General features: G+C 71.7%; 13 protein-coding genes. 6 read left to right on the forward strand and 7 right to left on the reverse strand.

Features of this window, described 5'->3' with window-relative positions; all coding sequences use genetic code 11:
- Positions 1 to 128 precede the first annotated feature (128 nt).
- Positions 129 to 1235: a metallophosphoesterase gene (locus ACZ4V6_RS08725; RefSeq protein ID WP_467824044.1), complete on the reverse strand. Its 1107-nt coding sequence runs from the start codon at positions 1233 to 1235 to the stop codon at positions 129 to 131.
- A gap of 249 nt (positions 1236 to 1484) precedes the next feature.
- Positions 1485 to 2597 (reverse strand): LacI family DNA-binding transcriptional regulator, encoded by a 1113-nt coding sequence (locus ACZ4V6_RS08730; RefSeq protein ID WP_467824047.1) that lies wholly within the window; start codon positions 2595 to 2597, stop codon positions 1485 to 1487.
- A gap of 400 nt (positions 2598 to 2997) precedes the next feature.
- On the opposite strand from ACZ4V6_RS08730, the gene hisC reads away from it, so the two are divergent.
- Entirely contained in the window at positions 2998 to 4077 is a 1080-nt protein-coding gene (gene hisC, locus ACZ4V6_RS08735) for a histidinol-phosphate transaminase (RefSeq protein ID WP_467824050.1), read from the forward strand.
- 66 nt (positions 4078 to 4143) lie between these two features.
- On the opposite strand, the gene ACZ4V6_RS08740 is transcribed toward hisC, so the two are convergent.
- Entirely contained in the window at positions 4144 to 4548 is a 405-nt protein-coding gene (locus tag ACZ4V6_RS08740; RefSeq protein WP_467824052.1) for a cyclophilin-like fold protein, read from the reverse strand.
- Positions 4549 to 4748: 200 nt separating this feature from the next.
- Here ACZ4V6_RS08740 and ACZ4V6_RS08745 point away from each other — a divergent pair, with 200 nt between their 5' ends.
- The 5 genes from ACZ4V6_RS08745 (at position 4749) to ACZ4V6_RS08765 (ending at position 12178) form a co-directional block, all read left to right on the forward strand.
- Positions 4749 to 6254, forward strand: a complete 1506-nt coding sequence (locus tag ACZ4V6_RS08745; RefSeq protein WP_467824054.1) for a cytochrome ubiquinol oxidase subunit I — start codon at positions 4749 to 4751, stop codon at positions 6252 to 6254.
- Between the two features lie 20 nt (positions 6255 to 6274).
- Positions 6275 to 7279 carry a cytochrome d ubiquinol oxidase subunit II gene (cydB, locus tag ACZ4V6_RS08750; protein WP_467824057.1) on the forward strand — a complete coding sequence of 335 codons (1005 nt, stop codon included), beginning with the start codon at positions 6275 to 6277 and terminating at the stop codon, positions 7277 to 7279.
- A 21-nt stretch (positions 7280 to 7300) separates the two neighbouring features.
- A complete protein-coding gene (cydD, locus tag ACZ4V6_RS08755; protein WP_467824060.1) occupies positions 7301 to 10810 on the forward strand; it encodes a thiol reductant ABC exporter subunit CydD in 3510 nt (1169 codons plus the stop codon).
- On the forward strand, positions 10807 to 11004 hold the full coding sequence (locus tag ACZ4V6_RS08760; protein WP_467824063.1) for a hypothetical protein: 198 nt from the start codon (positions 10807 to 10809) through the stop codon (positions 11002 to 11004). The genes cydD and ACZ4V6_RS08760 overlap by 4 nt, the downstream gene beginning before the upstream one ends.
- Before the next feature lie 124 nt (positions 11005 to 11128).
- Positions 11129 to 12178, forward strand: a complete 1050-nt coding sequence (locus tag ACZ4V6_RS08765) for a peptidoglycan DD-metalloendopeptidase family protein (protein WP_467824065.1) — start codon at positions 11129 to 11131, stop codon at positions 12176 to 12178.
- A gap of 31 nt (positions 12179 to 12209) precedes the next feature.
- On the opposite strand, the gene ACZ4V6_RS08770 is transcribed toward ACZ4V6_RS08765, so the two are convergent.
- From ACZ4V6_RS08770 to ACZ4V6_RS08785, 4 genes are all read right to left on the reverse strand, one after another.
- Positions 12210 to 13097: a Cof-type HAD-IIB family hydrolase gene (locus tag ACZ4V6_RS08770; RefSeq protein WP_467824067.1), complete on the reverse strand. Its 888-nt coding sequence runs from the start codon at positions 13095 to 13097 to the stop codon at positions 12210 to 12212.
- A gap of 152 nt (positions 13098 to 13249) precedes the next feature.
- Positions 13250 to 14152, reverse strand: coding sequence for an LLM class flavin-dependent oxidoreductase (locus ACZ4V6_RS08775; RefSeq protein ID WP_467824069.1), 903 nt, complete (start codon positions 14150 to 14152; stop codon positions 13250 to 13252).
- A gap of 51 nt (positions 14153 to 14203) precedes the next feature.
- A complete protein-coding gene (locus ACZ4V6_RS08780) occupies positions 14204 to 14662 on the reverse strand; it encodes a hypothetical protein (RefSeq protein ID WP_467824071.1) in 459 nt (152 codons plus the stop codon).
- 6 nt (positions 14663 to 14668) lie between these two features.
- Complete coding sequence (locus tag ACZ4V6_RS08785; protein WP_467824074.1) at positions 14669 to 15232, reverse strand: RNA 2'-phosphotransferase; 564 nt, start codon at positions 15230 to 15232, stop codon at positions 14669 to 14671.
- Positions 15233 to 15285 lie beyond the last annotated feature (53 nt).

Below are 15285 nucleotides of genomic sequence, written 5' to 3' on the forward strand. Positions count from 1 at the left end.
AACGGAGGGGAGCCTGCTACGGATAAGCCGATGGTAGAGCGGTGACGGCGCGCGGTGACAGGGGGTTTCCAGAAATTGGGTGCCGGCCCGCGGGGCCGCCGCCGGGGTGAGGACGGCCCGGCGAACGGTCAGGAGTCCAGCGGGAGTTGCTGGACCAGCAGCTTTCCGGCCATCGTCACGCCGCCGTCCATCGCGATGGCCAGCCCGTCCGCGTAGACGTGGGGCCCCTCGACCGCGGTACGGGTGTCGTCCTCGCCGTCCTCGGAGCCGACCTCGCCCAGGAGGTAGGGGATGGGGCTGTGCCCGTGGACGATACGGGTGCCGCCGTACGTGTCCAGCAGTGAGCGCACCGCGTCGGCGCCGCCCTCGTCGCGGAAGGAGAACCGCTTGGTGAACTTGCGGAACAGGTCCCACACTTCTTCCGCGTCGTTGCGCGTGAGCGTCTCGCGGACGGTGTCGTTGACCTCCTCGATGGAACGGCCGTAGTCGAGGTAGGTGGTGGTGTCGGAGTGGACGAGGAGGTGCCCGTCCACCTCCTCGAGCGCGTCGAGGCGGGCCATCCACTGGAGGTGATGGTCCTGCAGGCGGTCCATGTCGGTCTTCTGGCCGCCGTTGAGCAGCCAGGCGGCATGGAAGGTGGCGGTGCCGGCGCCGGAGTTGACGGGGGTGTCGCCGAACCGCTTGGCGCCGAGCAGCAGCAGCTCGTGGTTGCCCATCAGCGCCTTGCAGTAGCCGCCGGCCGCGGCGGCCTCGGCGGACAGCCGCATCACCAGGTCGATGACGCCGATGCCGTCCGGGCCGCGATCGGTGAAGTCGCCGAGGAACCACAGGCGAGAGGTGCCCGCGCACCACTGGCCGGCGGAGTCGATGAGGCCCTTCTCCTGGAGGGCGGCCACCAGTTGGTCCAGGTAGCCGTGCACGTCGCCGACGACGAACAGCGGTCCCTGGCCCGTGGCGGGCTGCGCCGCCGGGGCCGGTTCGGGGTCGACGGACACCTGGACCGTGTCACCCCTACGGATGATGGGCAGATCGCGCTGAGTGGGTGTGTACCCCTCCGGATAGGCCTCCCCGTACCCCTCCTCGGAGGGGGGAGCGACCTCGCCCGGGTGCGTGCCGGAAGTGGCGTACGGAGCGGCTTCGTGGACGTACGCGGGTACCCGGAAGTCGCGCACCGTCGCCGTCCGCTCCACCTCGGGTCCCTGACCGGCCCCCTGAGTCATCGACCCCTCCACCATCGCGCCGCATCTGCACCGCTTCGGACTGCCTGGTCGCAGCGGCCCGCGGTGTGTGGGCCCATCATAGGAATGCGGATCGCTCTGTGTGATGACCCAGGGGTGGTGAATCGGAGCAGGACTCCGGCTCACCGCGGCTTTCGCCCCGATTGGGTCGGTCTTCGCCCGTCCGTGACGTCGGCGTGATCCTCACCGGTCGGGGCCTGTCCGGTGTGGTCTCCTCCGGTCGGGCGCGTTCCGGTCGACCCGGTCCTACTCGCGCTCGGGTGACCGCGGCGGGCTGACCGTCGTCCGGGGCGGGCGGCGCTGCGACGACGTCCGCACGATCAGTTCCGTCGGTATCACCTGCTCGACGGTCTGCTCCGAGTCGAGCCCTTCGATGGCGTCGATGAGGAGCTGGATCACCGCGGTGCCGATGCGGCGGGGCTTGAGCGACAGGGTGGTGATGGGCGGCTCGGTGCTGGCGTACACCGTGGACTCGCTGCAGCAGACCAGCAGCAGGTCCTCCGGGACGCGCAGGCCGTAACGGCGGGCGGCGGCGAGCAGGTCGGTGCCGTTCGGGTCGAAGAGGCCGTACACGGCGTCGGGCCGGTCGGGCCGGGCGAGCAGCCGGTCGGCGGCCACCGCCCCCGCGCACGGGTCGTGTGCCGGGTAGGCCTCGTAGACCGGGTCCTGTCCGACGCGCTCGCACCAGTGCAGGTAGGCGGTGGTCGACAGGCGGGTGTACGTATCGGTGGTGGTGCCGGTGAGCAGGCCGATCCGGCGGGCGCCGGCGGCGGCCAGGTGATCGAGGATGCCGAGTACGGCGGCCTCGTGGTCGTTGTCGACCCAGGCGGTGACGGGAAGCGCGCCGGCCGGGCGGCCGTCGGAGACGACCGGTAAGCCCTGCCGGACCAGTTCGCCGACGACCGGGTCCTGGTCGGAGGGGTCGATGACGACCGTGCCGTCCAGCGCGACGTTGGACCACACGTCGTGGCGGGAGGTCGCCGGGAGGATGACGAGCGCGTATCCGCGGGCGAGCGCGGCGGAGGTGGCGGCGCGCGCCATCTCGGCGAAGTACGCGAACTCGGTGAAGGTGAAAGGTTCATTCCCGTACGTCGTCACGGTCAGGCCGATGAGTCCCGACTTGCCGGTGCGGAGCGTACGGGCGGCGGCCGACGGCCGGTAGCCCAGCCGGTCGGCGACCTCGCGGACGTGGCGCCGGGTGGCATCCGGGAGTCGGCCCTTGCCGTTGAGGGCGTCGGAGACGGTCGTGATGGATACTCCGGCGGCGGCGGCCACGTCTCTGATGCCCGCCCGGCCCGGCCGACTGCCTCGACGTGAGGTTTCCGCGCGGCTCACCTGGTGCTTCCCTGCTGCTGTCATGGCGAGCCGATAGTAGGGCTCATGCGGTGGGGTAGGGCGGACGCATATGCACGCGTTGACAGGTACGTTTCTGCATGATCATGAGGCCGTAGCATCCTTGAAAGAAAAGGTAGTTGGCCACTTGAACTCTGGTATCTGCCGTGTCGGCGAGCGAGGACCTGCCGGCTGGCCGATGTTGCGAAGAGGTTGCAACTCACCTGCACGAGGGATGCGCGCCACGGCGCGAGCCACCGGCGCGTAGATATATGTGCGGCGCGCCCCCGAATCATGCGCTTTCGTATGCCGATGCCCCTGATGCCAGTGTGACGGAGGAGGTCTGGCCGTCCCTATACGCAGTGACGCCGAATCCTCATAGGGTGAGGAGTATTCGATGCCGGTGGTGGTCACGAGGAGGACTGCGGTGAGCGAGACGAGCCCCAAGCTGCGCGCCGAGCTGGAGGGTATTCCCACCTACAAGCCGGGCAGGCCCGCCGCGGCGGACGGGCCGGTGGCCTACAAGCTGTCCTCCAACGAGAACCCGTACCCGCCGCTGCCGGGCGTGATGGAGACGGTCACGGCCGCGGCCTCGTCCTTCAACCGGTACCCGGACATGGCCTGCACGGGCCTGATGGCCGAGCTGGCGGAACGGTTCGGCGTCCCCCTCTCCCACCTGGCCACCGGCACCGGGTCGGTCGGCGTGGCGCAGCAACTGCTCCAGGCGACCTCCGGCCCCGGCGACGAGGTGATCTACGCCTGGCGCTCCTTCGAGGCGTACCCGATCATCACGCAGATCAGCGGGGCGACGTCCGTGAAGGTGCCGCTGACGCCGGGCGACGTGCACGACCTGGACGCCATGGCCGCCGCGATCACCGACCGGACACGGCTGATCTTCGTCTGCAACCCCAACAACCCGACGGGCACGGTGGTGCGGCGGGCCGAGCTGGAACGCTTCCTCGACCGGGTGCCGAGCGACGTGCTCGTGGTCCTCGACGAGGCCTACCGCGAGTTCATCCGCGACCCCGAGGTGCCGGACGGCGTCGAGATCTACCGGGAGCGTCCCAACGTCTGTGTGCTGCGGACCTTCTCCAAGGCGTACGGCCTCGCCGGCCTCCGGGTCGGCTTCGCGATCGCCCATGAGCCGGTGGCGGCCGCGCTGCGCAAGACGGCCGTTCCCTTCGGCGTGAGCCAGATCGCCCAAGAGGCGGCGATCGCCTCGCTGCGGGCCGAGGACGAGCTGATCGGCAGGGTCGGCTCGCTGGTCTGCGAGCGCAACCGTGTGGTCGACGGCCTGCGCGCGCAGGGCTGGACGGTGCCGGAGACCCAGGCCAACTTCGTGTGGCTGCGGCTGGGGGAGCGCACGGTCGCTTTCGCGGAGGCGTGCGAGCGGGCCGGCGTGGTCGTACGGCCGTTCCCGGGTGAGGGTGTGCGGGTGACGGTCGGGGAGAGCGAGGCGAACGACATCTTCCTGAAGGTGTCGGAAGCGTTCCGCAAGGAGATCTGACGAGGCGGTGAGCGTCAGGCGTTCACCGGAGCGGTGGGCGTCAGGCGTTCACCGGAGCGGTGGGCGTCAGGCGTTCACCGCCTCCACGCGTACCGGGTCGCCGTCGCGCACCGTCGCCAGCCGACGGGGATCGCCGTCGAGGCGGCCGAGGACGTTGCACGGGCTCGCGAGGCGGCACTCGTCTCCTCGCGAGATCGGCGTGGGACCGTACGGAAGAGCCAGTGCGTCGCCGTCGGTCCAGAAGGCGACGGTGCCCGGCTCGACGACCTGACGGGCGTCCGTTTCACGTGAAACCGACACACCCGTGTCGAAGTACACCTCCTCGCCCCAGGTGTGGGCGGAGGCGGTGAGCGGCAGGGCCTTGAGGAGCGCCTGCGTGGTGGGGGTGTCCTCGAGGGTCGCGGTGAGGTGACCCGCGGGCCACGAGATGCGTATCCGTGCGTACTGCTCCTGCGTGTCCGTGGTGTCCATGCCGCGGATTCAACAAGATGTTGAAGTTCTTGCCAAGGGGTTGACGTCACAGGGGACCCCCCTTCCGGTGTCGAAAAGCTGTAGGTCATAATTGCTTGTGAATGTGAACGCGTTCACAAGCGTGTCTGGTTGCTCCCGAGATAGGTGGCGCATACACGCACAAACTGCCGGAACCACGGCGATGCAAGGAGGCCGACGACGTGGACATGGCTCTGGCGCCGGAGACACTGGCGCGATGGCAGTTCGGCATCACGACCGTCTACCACTTCCTCTTCGTGCCACTGACGATCTCGCTGGCCGCCCTCACGGCCGGGCTGCAGACCGCCTGGGTGCGCACGGAGAAGGAGAAGTACCTCAGGGCGACGAAGTTCTGGGGCAAGCTCTTCCTGATCAACATCGCCATGGGTGTCGTCACCGGCATCGTGCAGGAGTTCCAGTTCGGCATGAACTGGTCCGACTACTCCCGCTTCGTCGGTGACATCTTCGGTGCGCCGCTCGCGTTCGAGGCGCTGATCGCCTTCTTCTTCGAGTCGACCTTCATCGGCCTGTGGATCTTCGGCTGGGACAAGCTGCCGAAGAAGGTGCACCTGGCCTGCATATGGATGGTCTCGATCGGCACGCTGCTGTCGGCGTACTTCATCCTCGCCGCCAACTCCTGGATGCAGCACCCCGTCGGCTACCGGATCAACGAGGAGAAGGGCCGGGCGGAACTCACCGACTTCTGGCAGGTCCTCACCCAGAACACCGCCCTCAACCAGGTCTTCCACAGCTTCTCGGCGGCCTTCTTGACGGGTGGCGCCTTCATGGCGGGCATCGCCGCCTTCCACCTGTTGCGCAAGAAGCACATCCCCGTGATGCGCACCTCGCTGCGGCTCGGCCTGGTCACCCTGGCCGTCGGCGGTCTGCTCACCGCCATCAGCGGAGACACCCTCGGCAAGGTCATGTACGAGCAGCAGCCGATGAAGATGGCCGCCGCCGAGGCCCTGTGGGACGGCGAGCAGCCGGCTCCCTTCTCCGTCTTCGCCTACGGCGACGTCGACGAGGGGCACAACGAGGTCGCGCTCGAGATCCCCGGCCTGCTCTCCTTCCTGGCCCACAGCGACTTCGACTCGTACGTGCCCGGCATCAACGACACCAACAAGGCCGAGCAGCAGAAGTTCGGACCCGGTGACTACAAGCCCATCGTCCCCGTCTCCTACTGGGGCTTCCGCTGGATGATCGGCTTCGGCATGGCCTCCTTCTCGCTCGGCCTGCTGGGGCTCTGGCTGACCCGCAAGAAGTTCATGCTGCCGGCGGCCTGGCGGACCGGTGACGACGAGGTGCCCCACCTGGTGCTGCTGAAGAAGCCGCTCGGGTCGAAGCTCTCCCGGCTGTACTGGCTGCTGGCGGTCTGGACGATGGCCTTCCCGCTGATCGCCAACTCCTGGGGCTGGATCTTCACCGAGATGGGCCGCCAGCCCTGGGTCGTCTACGGCCTGTTCCAGACCCGCGACGCGGTCTCCCCCGGTGTCTCGACGGCCGAGGTCCTGACCTCGATGATCGCCTTCACCCTGCTCTACGCCGTCCTGGCCGTCATCGAGGTCAGGCTGCTGGTGAAGTACGTCAAGGCCGGCCCGCCCGAGCTCACCGAGGCCGACCTCAACCCGCCCACGAAGATCGGCGGCGACTCCCGTGACGCCGACAAGCCGATGGCCTTCTCGTACTAGGCCGAGGGAGCTGCACAGTCATGGAACTTCACGACGTCTGGTTCGTCCTGATCGCCGTCCTGTGGACCGGCTACTTCTTCCTGGAGGGCTTCGACTTCGGGGTCGGCGTGCTCACCAGGCTGCTCGCCCGCGACCGGGCCGAGAAGCGGGTGCTGATCAACACGATCGGTCCCGTCTGGGACGGCAACGAGGTGTGGCTGCTGACGGCCGGCGGTGCGACCTTCGCCGCCTTCCCCGAGTGGTACGCCACCCTCTTCTCCGGCTTCTACCTGCCCCTGCTGGTCATCCTGCTCTGCCTGATCGTCCGGGGCGTCGCCTTCGAGTACCGGGTGAAGCGGCCCGAGGAGCGCTGGCAGCGCAACTGGGAGACCGCGATCTTCTGGACCTCGCTGATCCCGGCGTTCCTGTGGGGCGTCGCCTTCGGCAACATCGTGCACGGGGTGAAGATCGACCGGGACCTGGAGTACGTCGGCACCGTCTGGGACCTGCTGAACCCGTACGCCCTCCTCGGCGGTCTGGTCACGCTGACCCTGTTCACCTTCCACGGGACGGTGTTCACCGCGCTCAAGACCGTCGGTGAGATCCGCGGGCGGGCGCGGGCACTGGCGCTGCGGGTGGGTCTCGTCGCCGCCGTGCTGGCCCTCGCCTTCCTGCTGTGGACGCAGGCCGACAGCGGCGACGGCACGAGCCTGGTCGCGCTGGTGGTGGCCGTCGCCGCCCTGGTCGTCGCGCTGGCGGCGAATCAGGCGGGACGCGAAGGATGGGCCTTCGCGCTGTCCGGGGTCACCATCGTGGCCGCCGTGGCGATGCTCTTCCTGACGCTCTTTCCGAACGTCATGCCGTCCACGCTCGACGCGGACTGGAGCCTGACCGTCACCAACGCCTCGTCCAGCCCGTACACCCTGAAGATCATGACCTGGCTGGCCGCGATCGCCACACCGGTCGTCCTGCTCTACCAGGGGTGGACGTACTGGGTGTTCCGCAAGCGGATCGGCACCCAGCACATCGCCGAAGCCGCGCACTGAGTCCGGCGGGGTGTGTTTCACGTGAAACCGATCGATCCACGGCTGCTGCGGTACGCCCGCGCCACCCGCTTCTTCCTGGTGGCGGTCGTCGCCCTGGGCGCCGTCGGTGCAGGGCTGGTCGTCGCCCAGGCGATGCTCATCGCCGAAACGGTGGTGGGCGCCTTCCAGCACGGCATGACGGCCGCCGAACTCCGCACCCCGCTGTTGCTGCTGGTGGCCGTCGCCTGCGGCCGGGCTCTGGTCGGCTGGCTCACCGAACTGGCCGCGCACCGGGCGAGCGCGGCCGTGAAGTCGGAGCTGCGGGGCCGGCTGCTGGAGCGGGCGACCGCCCTCGGCCCCGGCTGGCTGAGCGGACAGCGCACCGGTTCGCTCGTCACCCTGGCCACCCGGGGCGTCGACGCCCTCGACGACTACTTCTCGCGCTACCTGCCGCAGCTGGGGCTCGCGGTGGTCGTGCCGGTGGCGGTGCTGGCACGGATCGTCACCGAGGACTGGGTCTCGGCGGCCGTCATCGTCGCCACCCTGCCGCTCATCCCGGTCTTCATGATGCTGATCGGCTGGGCCACGCAGGCGCGGATGGACCGGCAGTGGCGGCTGCTGTCCCGGCTGTCCGGACACTTCCTGGACGTGGTCGCGGGGCTGCCGACGCTGAAGGTGTTCGGACGGGCCAAGGCACAGGCCGAGTCGATCAAGCGCATCACCGGCGAGTACCGGCAGGCGACCATGCGGACCCTGCGGATCGCCTTCCTGTCCTCCTTCGCCCTGGAACTGCTCGCCACGCTCTCGGTGGCGCTCGTCGCCGTGACCATCGGCATGCGGCTCGTCCACGGCGACATGGCCCTGTACGACGGCCTGGTCGTGCTCGTGCTCGCGCCCGAGGCCTATCTGCCGCTGCGGCAGGTGGGGGCGCAGTACCACGCGGCAGCCGAGGGACTCGCCGCCGCCGAGGAGATCTTCTCGGTGCTGGAGACGCCCGCGCCCGCCTTGGGGAACGGGCCGGTGCCGGCGGACGGCGCGCTGTCCTTCGAGGGCGTGACCGTGCGCCACCCCGGGCGCACCGCGGACGCCGTGTCGGACGTGGACCTCGTCGTCGAGCCCGGTGAGACGGTCGCGCTCGTCGGGCCGAGCGGGGCGGGCAAGTCGACGCTTCTCCACGCCCTCCTCGGCTTCGTCCGGCCACGCGAGGGGCGGATCAGGATCGGCGGTGCCGACCTCACCGGCCTCGACCCGGCGCAGTGGCACGCTCGCGTCGCCTGGGTGCCGCAGCGTCCGCACCTGTTCGCGGGCACGGTCGCCGAGAACGTACGGCTGGCCCGCCCCGAGGCGGACGACGCGGCCGTACGGCGGGCGCTGCGCGACGCCGGGGCACTGGAGTTCGTGGACGCGCTGCCGGAGGGGACGGGCACCGTGCTCGGCGAGGACGGCGCCGGTCTGTCCGCCGGGCAGCGGCAGCGGATCGCGCTGGCCCGGGCGTTCCTCGCGGACCGGCCGGTGCTGCTGCTCGACGAGCCGACTGCCGCCCTGGACGGGGCGACCGAGGCCGAGGTCGTGGCCGCCGTGCGCAGACTGGCGGCCGGACGGACCGTGCTGCTGGTGGTGCACCGGCCGGCCCTGCTGGAGGTGGCCGACCGCGTGGTGCGCCTGGACGAACCGGTCTCCGCTCCCGCGGCCGCCGCTGTCCCGAGGCCCACGGCCGACCGGCCGTCCGCGGAGGAATCCGGTGCCACCGTCACCGCTTCCACCGACGGTCGGAGCACGACGGAACCGGCGCCGGGCCCTTCGGCCGGCCTCCTCGCCAGGGTCCGCGCGATGTCGGCCGCCCGGCGCGGTCGGCTGGGCCTCGCACTGCTCCTCGGCAGCCTCGCCCTCGGCAGCGCCGTAGGGCTCATGGCCACCTCGGGGTGGCTCATCTCGCGGGCCTCGCAGCAGCCGCCGGTGCTGTACCTGATGGTGGCCGTGACGGCGACCCGCGCCTTCGGGATCGGGCGGGCCGTGTTCCGCTACGCCGAGCGGCTCGTCTCCCACGACGCCGTGCTGCGGATGCTGGCCGACACCCGGGTCGCCGTCTACCGGCGGCTGGAGCGGCTGGCGCCCGCCGGTCTGCGCCGCAGCAGGCGGGGCGACCTGCTGTCCCGGCTCGTCGCCGACGTCGACGCGCTGCAGGACTACTGGCTGCGCTGGCTGCTGCCCGCGGGTACGGCGGTGGCCGTCTGTGCCGCATCGGTCGGCTTCACGGCCTGGCTCCTTCCGGAGGCCGGTGCCGTACTCGCCGCCGGGCTGCTCGCCGCCGGAGTCGGTGTCCCGCTCATCACCGGGGCCGTGGCACGGCGGGCCGAGCACCGGCTGGCCCCCGCTCGCGGCGCACTGGCCACCCGGGTGACCGACCTGCTCACCGGCACCGCCGAACTGACCGTCGCCGGGGCCCTGCCCGGGCGGGCCGCCGAGGCGCGACGGGCCGACGGCACGCTCACCCGGATCGCCTCGCGCGCGGCCACGGCCACCGCGCTGGGGGACGGCCTCGTCGCGCTGGTCTCCGGCCTGACCGTCGCGGGCACCGCGCTCACCGGCGTCCGGGCGGTAGCCGACGGCCGGCTCGCCGGTGTGGCCGTGGCCGTCGTGCTCCTCACCCCGCTGGCCGCGTTCGAGGCGGTCCTCGGACTGCCGCTCGCCGTGCAGTACCGCCAGCGCGTGCGCAGGAGTGCCGAGCGGGTGTACGAGGTGCTGGACGCGCCCGAGCCCGTACGCGAACCCGAGCGGCCACGGCAGGCGCCCGCGGCACCGTTCCCGGTCGTCCTCCGCGGACTGGCCGCGCGCCATCCCGGGCAGGGCCGGGACGCCCTCGTGGGACTCGACCTGACGTTGACGGAGGGCCGCCGCGTCGCCGTGGTCGGACCGTCCGGCTCCGGCAAGACGACGTTGGCCCAGGTCCTGCTGCGGTTCCTGGACCCCGGCGCGGGCTCCTACACCCTGGCCGGCACGGACGCCGGCGCCCTGACCGGCGACGACGTACGGCGGCTGGTCGGGCTGTGCGCGCAGGACGCGCATCTCTTCGACAGCTCCGTGCGCGAGAACCTGCTCCTGGCCAGGAAGGACGCCACGGAGTCCGAGCTGCGCGCCGCGCTGGCGCGGGCCCGCCTGCTGGACTGGGCCGACAGCCTGCCCGACGGCCTGGACACGCTGGTCGGCGAGCACGGGGCGCGGTTGTCCGGCGGGCAGCGGCAACGACTGGCGCTGGCCCGGGCGCTGCTCGCCGACTTCCCCGTTCTCGTGCTCGACGAGCCGGCCGAGCACCTCGACCTGCCGACCGCCGACGCGCTCACCACCGACCTGCTGGCCGCGACCGAGGGCCGTACGACCCTGCTCATCACGCACCGGCTGGCGGGTCTGGACGCGGTGGACGAGGTGGTCGTGCTGGACGGGGGCCGGGTCGTGCAGCGGGGCACGTACGCGGAGCTGACGGCCGTGGAGGGACCGCTGCGGACGATGGCCGAGCGGGAGGCGGCGGCGGAGCTGCTGGTGGGAGCCCGGTGACCGCGAACGCGGCGGCGGCCGGGGCCCGGCTGACCGTCGCGGACGACGGCGCCGGCGTGCCCGAGGGCGGCCGGCGCAGTGGCCTGCGCGATCACGAACGCCGCGCGGAGACCCTCGGCGGTGGCAGCCGCGTCGGACCCGGCATCGGCACGGACGGCAACGGGACGACGGTGCTGTGGGAGGCACCGTACTGAGGCGGCGTCAGGGGGCGCGTCGCCCCGGGTGCAGCAACCGCGCTGGGCCGTGTGCAGCAACCGGTCACCCGCCCGAACGACGCGGACAGGACCGCGGGCCCGTCCGCGGGCCACGATCGCCAGCATGCGCTCACCTCGCCGTCGCTCGTTGCTCGTTCCGGTGGTGCTGTGCGCACTCGCCGTGCTCGCCGCCCGCCCCACCCGCGCCACGGACGGGGGCGACGGTTCCGCCACTGCCGCCGGCACGCGGGTGGCACGGCTGTACGAGGAGGCCGCCAGGGCCACCCAGCGGTACGAACAGGGCCGGCGCGAGGCCGAGGCGCAGCGGACGAAGGCCCAGCACTACGAGGACCTGCTCGACGAGCAGCGGCAGGAGATCGCCGCGGTCCACGATGACCTGGGCAGCATCGCCCGCGCCCAGTACCGCAGCGGCGGCGGCCTTCCGCTCACCGCGGGGATGATCCTCGCCGACGACCCGGACGGGCTGATGCGCGGCCAGCAGGAGCTGCGCCGGGCCGGTCGGGCCGTCGGCGGAGCCGTCGACCGGAGCCGGCGGGCCGAGGCCCGGCTCGCCGCCGACGGGGCCCGGGCGACCGCGGCCTGGCAGGCGCTGGAGGAACGGAACGGTGAGCTCGCACAGCTCAGGGCGGAGATCGAGGAAAAGCTGCTGGCGGCGCGAGCCCGGCTGGAAGGGGAGGCGGATGCCTCGGTGGCGGCCGGTTCCTGCCCCGGCGCGGTCCGCCTCGACCAGCCGGAGCCACGCCCCTCACAGGCGTGGGTCACCCCCGTGGAGAGGTACGAACTGTCGGCGTCCTTCGGCAGCGGCGGGACGCGGTGGGCGAACCGTCACACCGGGCAGGACTTCGCGGTGCCGGTCGGGACACCGGTGCGGTCGGTCGGCGCGGGCCGGGTGGTGAAGGTGTCGTGCGGTGGCGCCTTCGGCATCCAGGTCGTCCTCCGGCACCCGGACGGCTACTACACGCAGTACGCCCATCTCGCCGCCGTCGCCGTCGACCAGGGGGAGCGGGTCCGGCCGGGGCAGTGGATCGGACAGTCGGGCAGCACCGGCAATTCCACCGGGCCGCACCTGCACTTCGAGGTGCGGGTCACACCGGAGGCGGGCTCGGCCCTGGACCCGGTGCCCTGGCTGAAGCGGCGCGGGACGCCGCTCTGACCGGGGCCGGTACGTGCCCCGGCCCCGGTCGTCACGGGATCTCCGCCAGGATGCGCTCGATCACGACGGCCACCCCGTCGTCGTTGTTGGCGACCGTCCGCCCCGACGCGGCGGCGATCACGTCCGGGTGCGCGTTGCCCATGGCGTAGGACTGCCCCGCCCAGGTGAGCATCTCGACGTCGTTCGGCATGTCGCCGAAGGCGACGACCTCCTCGTGCGAGATGCCGCGTTCGGCGCAGCACAGGGCCAGCGTGCTGGCCTTGGAGACCTCCGGGCCGCTGATCTCCAGCAGGGCGCTGGGACTGGACCGGGTGACGTTGGCGCGGTCGCCGATGGCGATGCGGGCCAGCGCGAGGAAGGCGTCCGGCTCCAGGTCGGGGTGGAAGGCCAGGATCTTGAGGACCGGCTCGGCCGCGGCGCGTCCGTCCGGTGCCAGCAGTTCCTCGGCGGGCGCGAGGGTGTCGGGCACCTCGATGTGCATCCTCGGGTACGCAGGCTCCTGGTGGAAGCCGTACGTCTGCTCCACCGCGTACAACGTGCCGGGGGCCGCGTCGCGCAGCAGCCGTACGGTGTCCAGCGCGTTCTCGCGGGCCAGCTCGCGGACCTTCACGAAGCGGTGGGCACCGGGTCCGCCGTGCAGGTCGACGACGGCCGCGCCGTTGCCGCAGATGGCGAGGCCGTGGCCGTGGACGTGTTCGCTGACGACGTTCATCCAGCGGGCGGGGCGGCCGGTGACGAAGAAGACCTCGATCCCCGCCTTCTCGGCGGCCGCCAGCGCGGCGACCGTGCGCGGGGAGACCGACTTGTCGTCGCGCAGCAGCGTGCCGTCCAGGTCGGTGGCGATCAGTCGCGGGCGCACGGCGGCGGCCGGGGTCTCGGGCTGTCGGGTCGCTGAGGTCACCCGGCCATTGTCACGCATATGCCCGCACGCCCGTGCGGGAGTCCGCACATCTGTGAGCTACGGCTCTCATCGGCGCCGCTCCCTTCCGGCAAGCCCCCCTCCCGGAAGGCACACCCCTCCCGGCGGCCGCCTCCGGCACGTCCGCCCCGGCCGGACCGACCCGCCGGGGGTCATCCCAGCTGCGCCGGCGCCTCCAGGGCGATCTCCTCGAAGACCTTCTCGTCCGCCGCGAAGTCCGAACCGGGGATCGGCCAGTGCACGACGATCTCGGTGAAGCCCAGGTCCCGATGGCGCCCCGCGAAGTCCACGAACGCGTCCACGGACTCCAGCGGCCGGCCGCGGTCCGGTGTGAAGCCGGTGAGCAGCACCTTGTCGAGCTCGTCCACGTCGCGGCCGATCGCGTCGCAGGCGTCGGCCAGCTTCTCGGTCTGCCCCCGCAGGGCCTGGACCGACTGCTCCGGAGTGCCGCTCTCGTACAGCTTCGGATCACCGGTGGTCACCCACGCCTGCCCGTACCGCGCCGCGAGCCGCATTCCGCGCGGGCCGGTGGCGGCCACCGCGAACGGCAGCCGGGGCCGCTGCACACAGCCGGGGATGTTGCGCGCCTCGTGCGCCGAGTAGAAGTCGCCCCGGTACGACACCGCCTCCTCCGTGAGCAGCCGGTCGAGCAGCTGGAGGAACTCGGCGAACCGGTCGGCCCGCTCGCGCGGCGTCCACTGCTCCTGACCGAGCGCGGTGGCGTCGAAGCCGGTCCCGCCCGCTCCTATGCCCAGGGTGACCCGGCCGCCGGAGATGTCGTCGAGGGAGATCAGTTCCTTGGCGAGCGTCACCGGGTGCCGGAAGTTCGGCGAGGTCACCAGGGTGCCCAGGCGCATCCGCTCGGTGACGGCCGCGGCGGCGGTCAGCGTCGGCACGGCACCGAACCACGGGCCGTCCCGAAAGCTCCGCCAGGACAGGTGGTCGTAGGTGTACGCGCTGTGGAAACCGAGCTGCTCGGCGCGCGTCCAGGTCGAACGGCCGCCCTCGTGCCAGCGGCGGTACGGGAGGATCACGGTGCTCAGGCGCAGGCTCATGCCGCCGAGCCTATGCGGACGACCAGGTTTCACGTGAAACAGCCGCTGCCGTCATCGCACACGGCTGCTCAGCCATGGGGTGAGGAGAACCATCGGTACGAGTTCCTTGTGCGCGCGATCGCCGGGCAGCGGCACGACCAGGCGGTAGCCGGGCGGAAAGCGGCGGGCCCGGACATGGGCCAGGCCGCCGAAGACGGAGCGGAGGAATGCGGGCACGTCGTCGCGCGGGATGTCGGGACACTCCACGGTGTCGACGGTGATCAGCGCGTCGTCCTCGGGGAAGAGCCGCACGCTCACCCGGGGCACCCCGCCGAACTCGACGAAGGCCTCGTGGGGGAGGGAGCCGTCGGGGTCAGTGGTCACGCCCAGGCCCGCGGCGCTGCGGCGGGAGGTCTGGTCGGCGCCGATGTCATGGGTCACCTCGATCTCACGCGCGTACTCCGCGGCGACGGTGACGAGGGCGGCCACGGCGGATTCGGTGGTGGGCAGATGATCCATGCCTTCGATCATGCGGGGTCAGCGCGGGCCGGGGAAGCGGAGATAGCGCGGAGGCACGGCCTTGGTCAGCCAGACCCCGTTCGCGCTGACGTGGAAGACGTGGCCGTCACGGTGCATGGCGGCGGCGTCCACCGACAGCACGACCGGCCGGCCGCGGCGGGCGCCGACCCGGGTGGCGGTCTCCCGGTCCGGTGAGAGGTGAACGTCGTGCCGGTTCATGGGGCGCAGCCCCTCGGCGCGGATCGCGTCGAGGGAGCGGGCCACGGTCCCGTGGTAGAGGTACGGAGGCGGATCCGCCGCGGGCAGTCCGAGTTCCACGTCGATGCTGTGGCCCTGACTGGCCCGGATGCGGGTGCCCTCGACGGCGAAGCGCCGTTTGTCGTTGGTGGCGACCACGTGGTCCAGCTCTTGCCGGGTGAAGTGGAAGCCGTGCGCGGCGGCCGCGGCGATCAGTGTGCCGATCTCGACCCAGCCGGCCTCGTCGAGCGTGAGCCCTATGCGGCCCGGCTGGTGCCGCAGGTGCTTCGACAGGTACTTGGACACCTTCACGGCGCGTCTGTCGTCCCTCTGCTCTCTGTCCATACGACCAGGGTGCCGGGAGAGACGCGCATCACGCGATCGGTTTGCCGCCGGAT

Source organism: Streptomyces sp. NPDC029152 (genome assembly GCF_055564355.1).

Coding starts and splice junctions, on each gene's coding strand:
- ACZ4V6_RS08785 (WP_467824074.1), bottom strand. CDS start 15,232: ATGGACAGAGAGCAGAGGGACGACAGACGCGCCGTGAAGGTGTCCAAG.
- ACZ4V6_RS08770 (WP_467824067.1), bottom strand. CDS start 13,097: ATGCGTGACAATGGCCGGGTGACCTCAGCGACCCGACAGCCCGAGACC.
- ACZ4V6_RS08725 (WP_467824044.1), bottom strand. CDS start 1,235: ATGGTGGAGGGGTCGATGACTCAGGGGGCCGGTCAGGGACCCGAGGTG.
- ACZ4V6_RS08740 (WP_467824052.1), bottom strand. CDS start 4,548: ATGGACACCACGGACACGCAGGAGCAGTACGCACGGATACGCATCTCG.
- ACZ4V6_RS08775 (WP_467824069.1), bottom strand. CDS start 14,152: ATGAGCCTGCGCCTGAGCACCGTGATCCTCCCGTACCGCCGCTGGCAC.
- ACZ4V6_RS08765 (WP_467824065.1), top strand. CDS start 11,129: ATGCGCTCACCTCGCCGTCGCTCGTTGCTCGTTCCGGTGGTGCTGTGC.
- cydB (WP_467824057.1), top strand. CDS start 6,275: ATGGAACTTCACGACGTCTGGTTCGTCCTGATCGCCGTCCTGTGGACC.
- ACZ4V6_RS08780 (WP_467824071.1), bottom strand. CDS start 14,662: ATGATCGAAGGCATGGATCATCTGCCCACCACCGAATCCGCCGTGGCC.
- ACZ4V6_RS08730 (WP_467824047.1), bottom strand. CDS start 2,597: ATGACAGCAGCAGGGAAGCACCAGGTGAGCCGCGCGGAAACCTCACGT.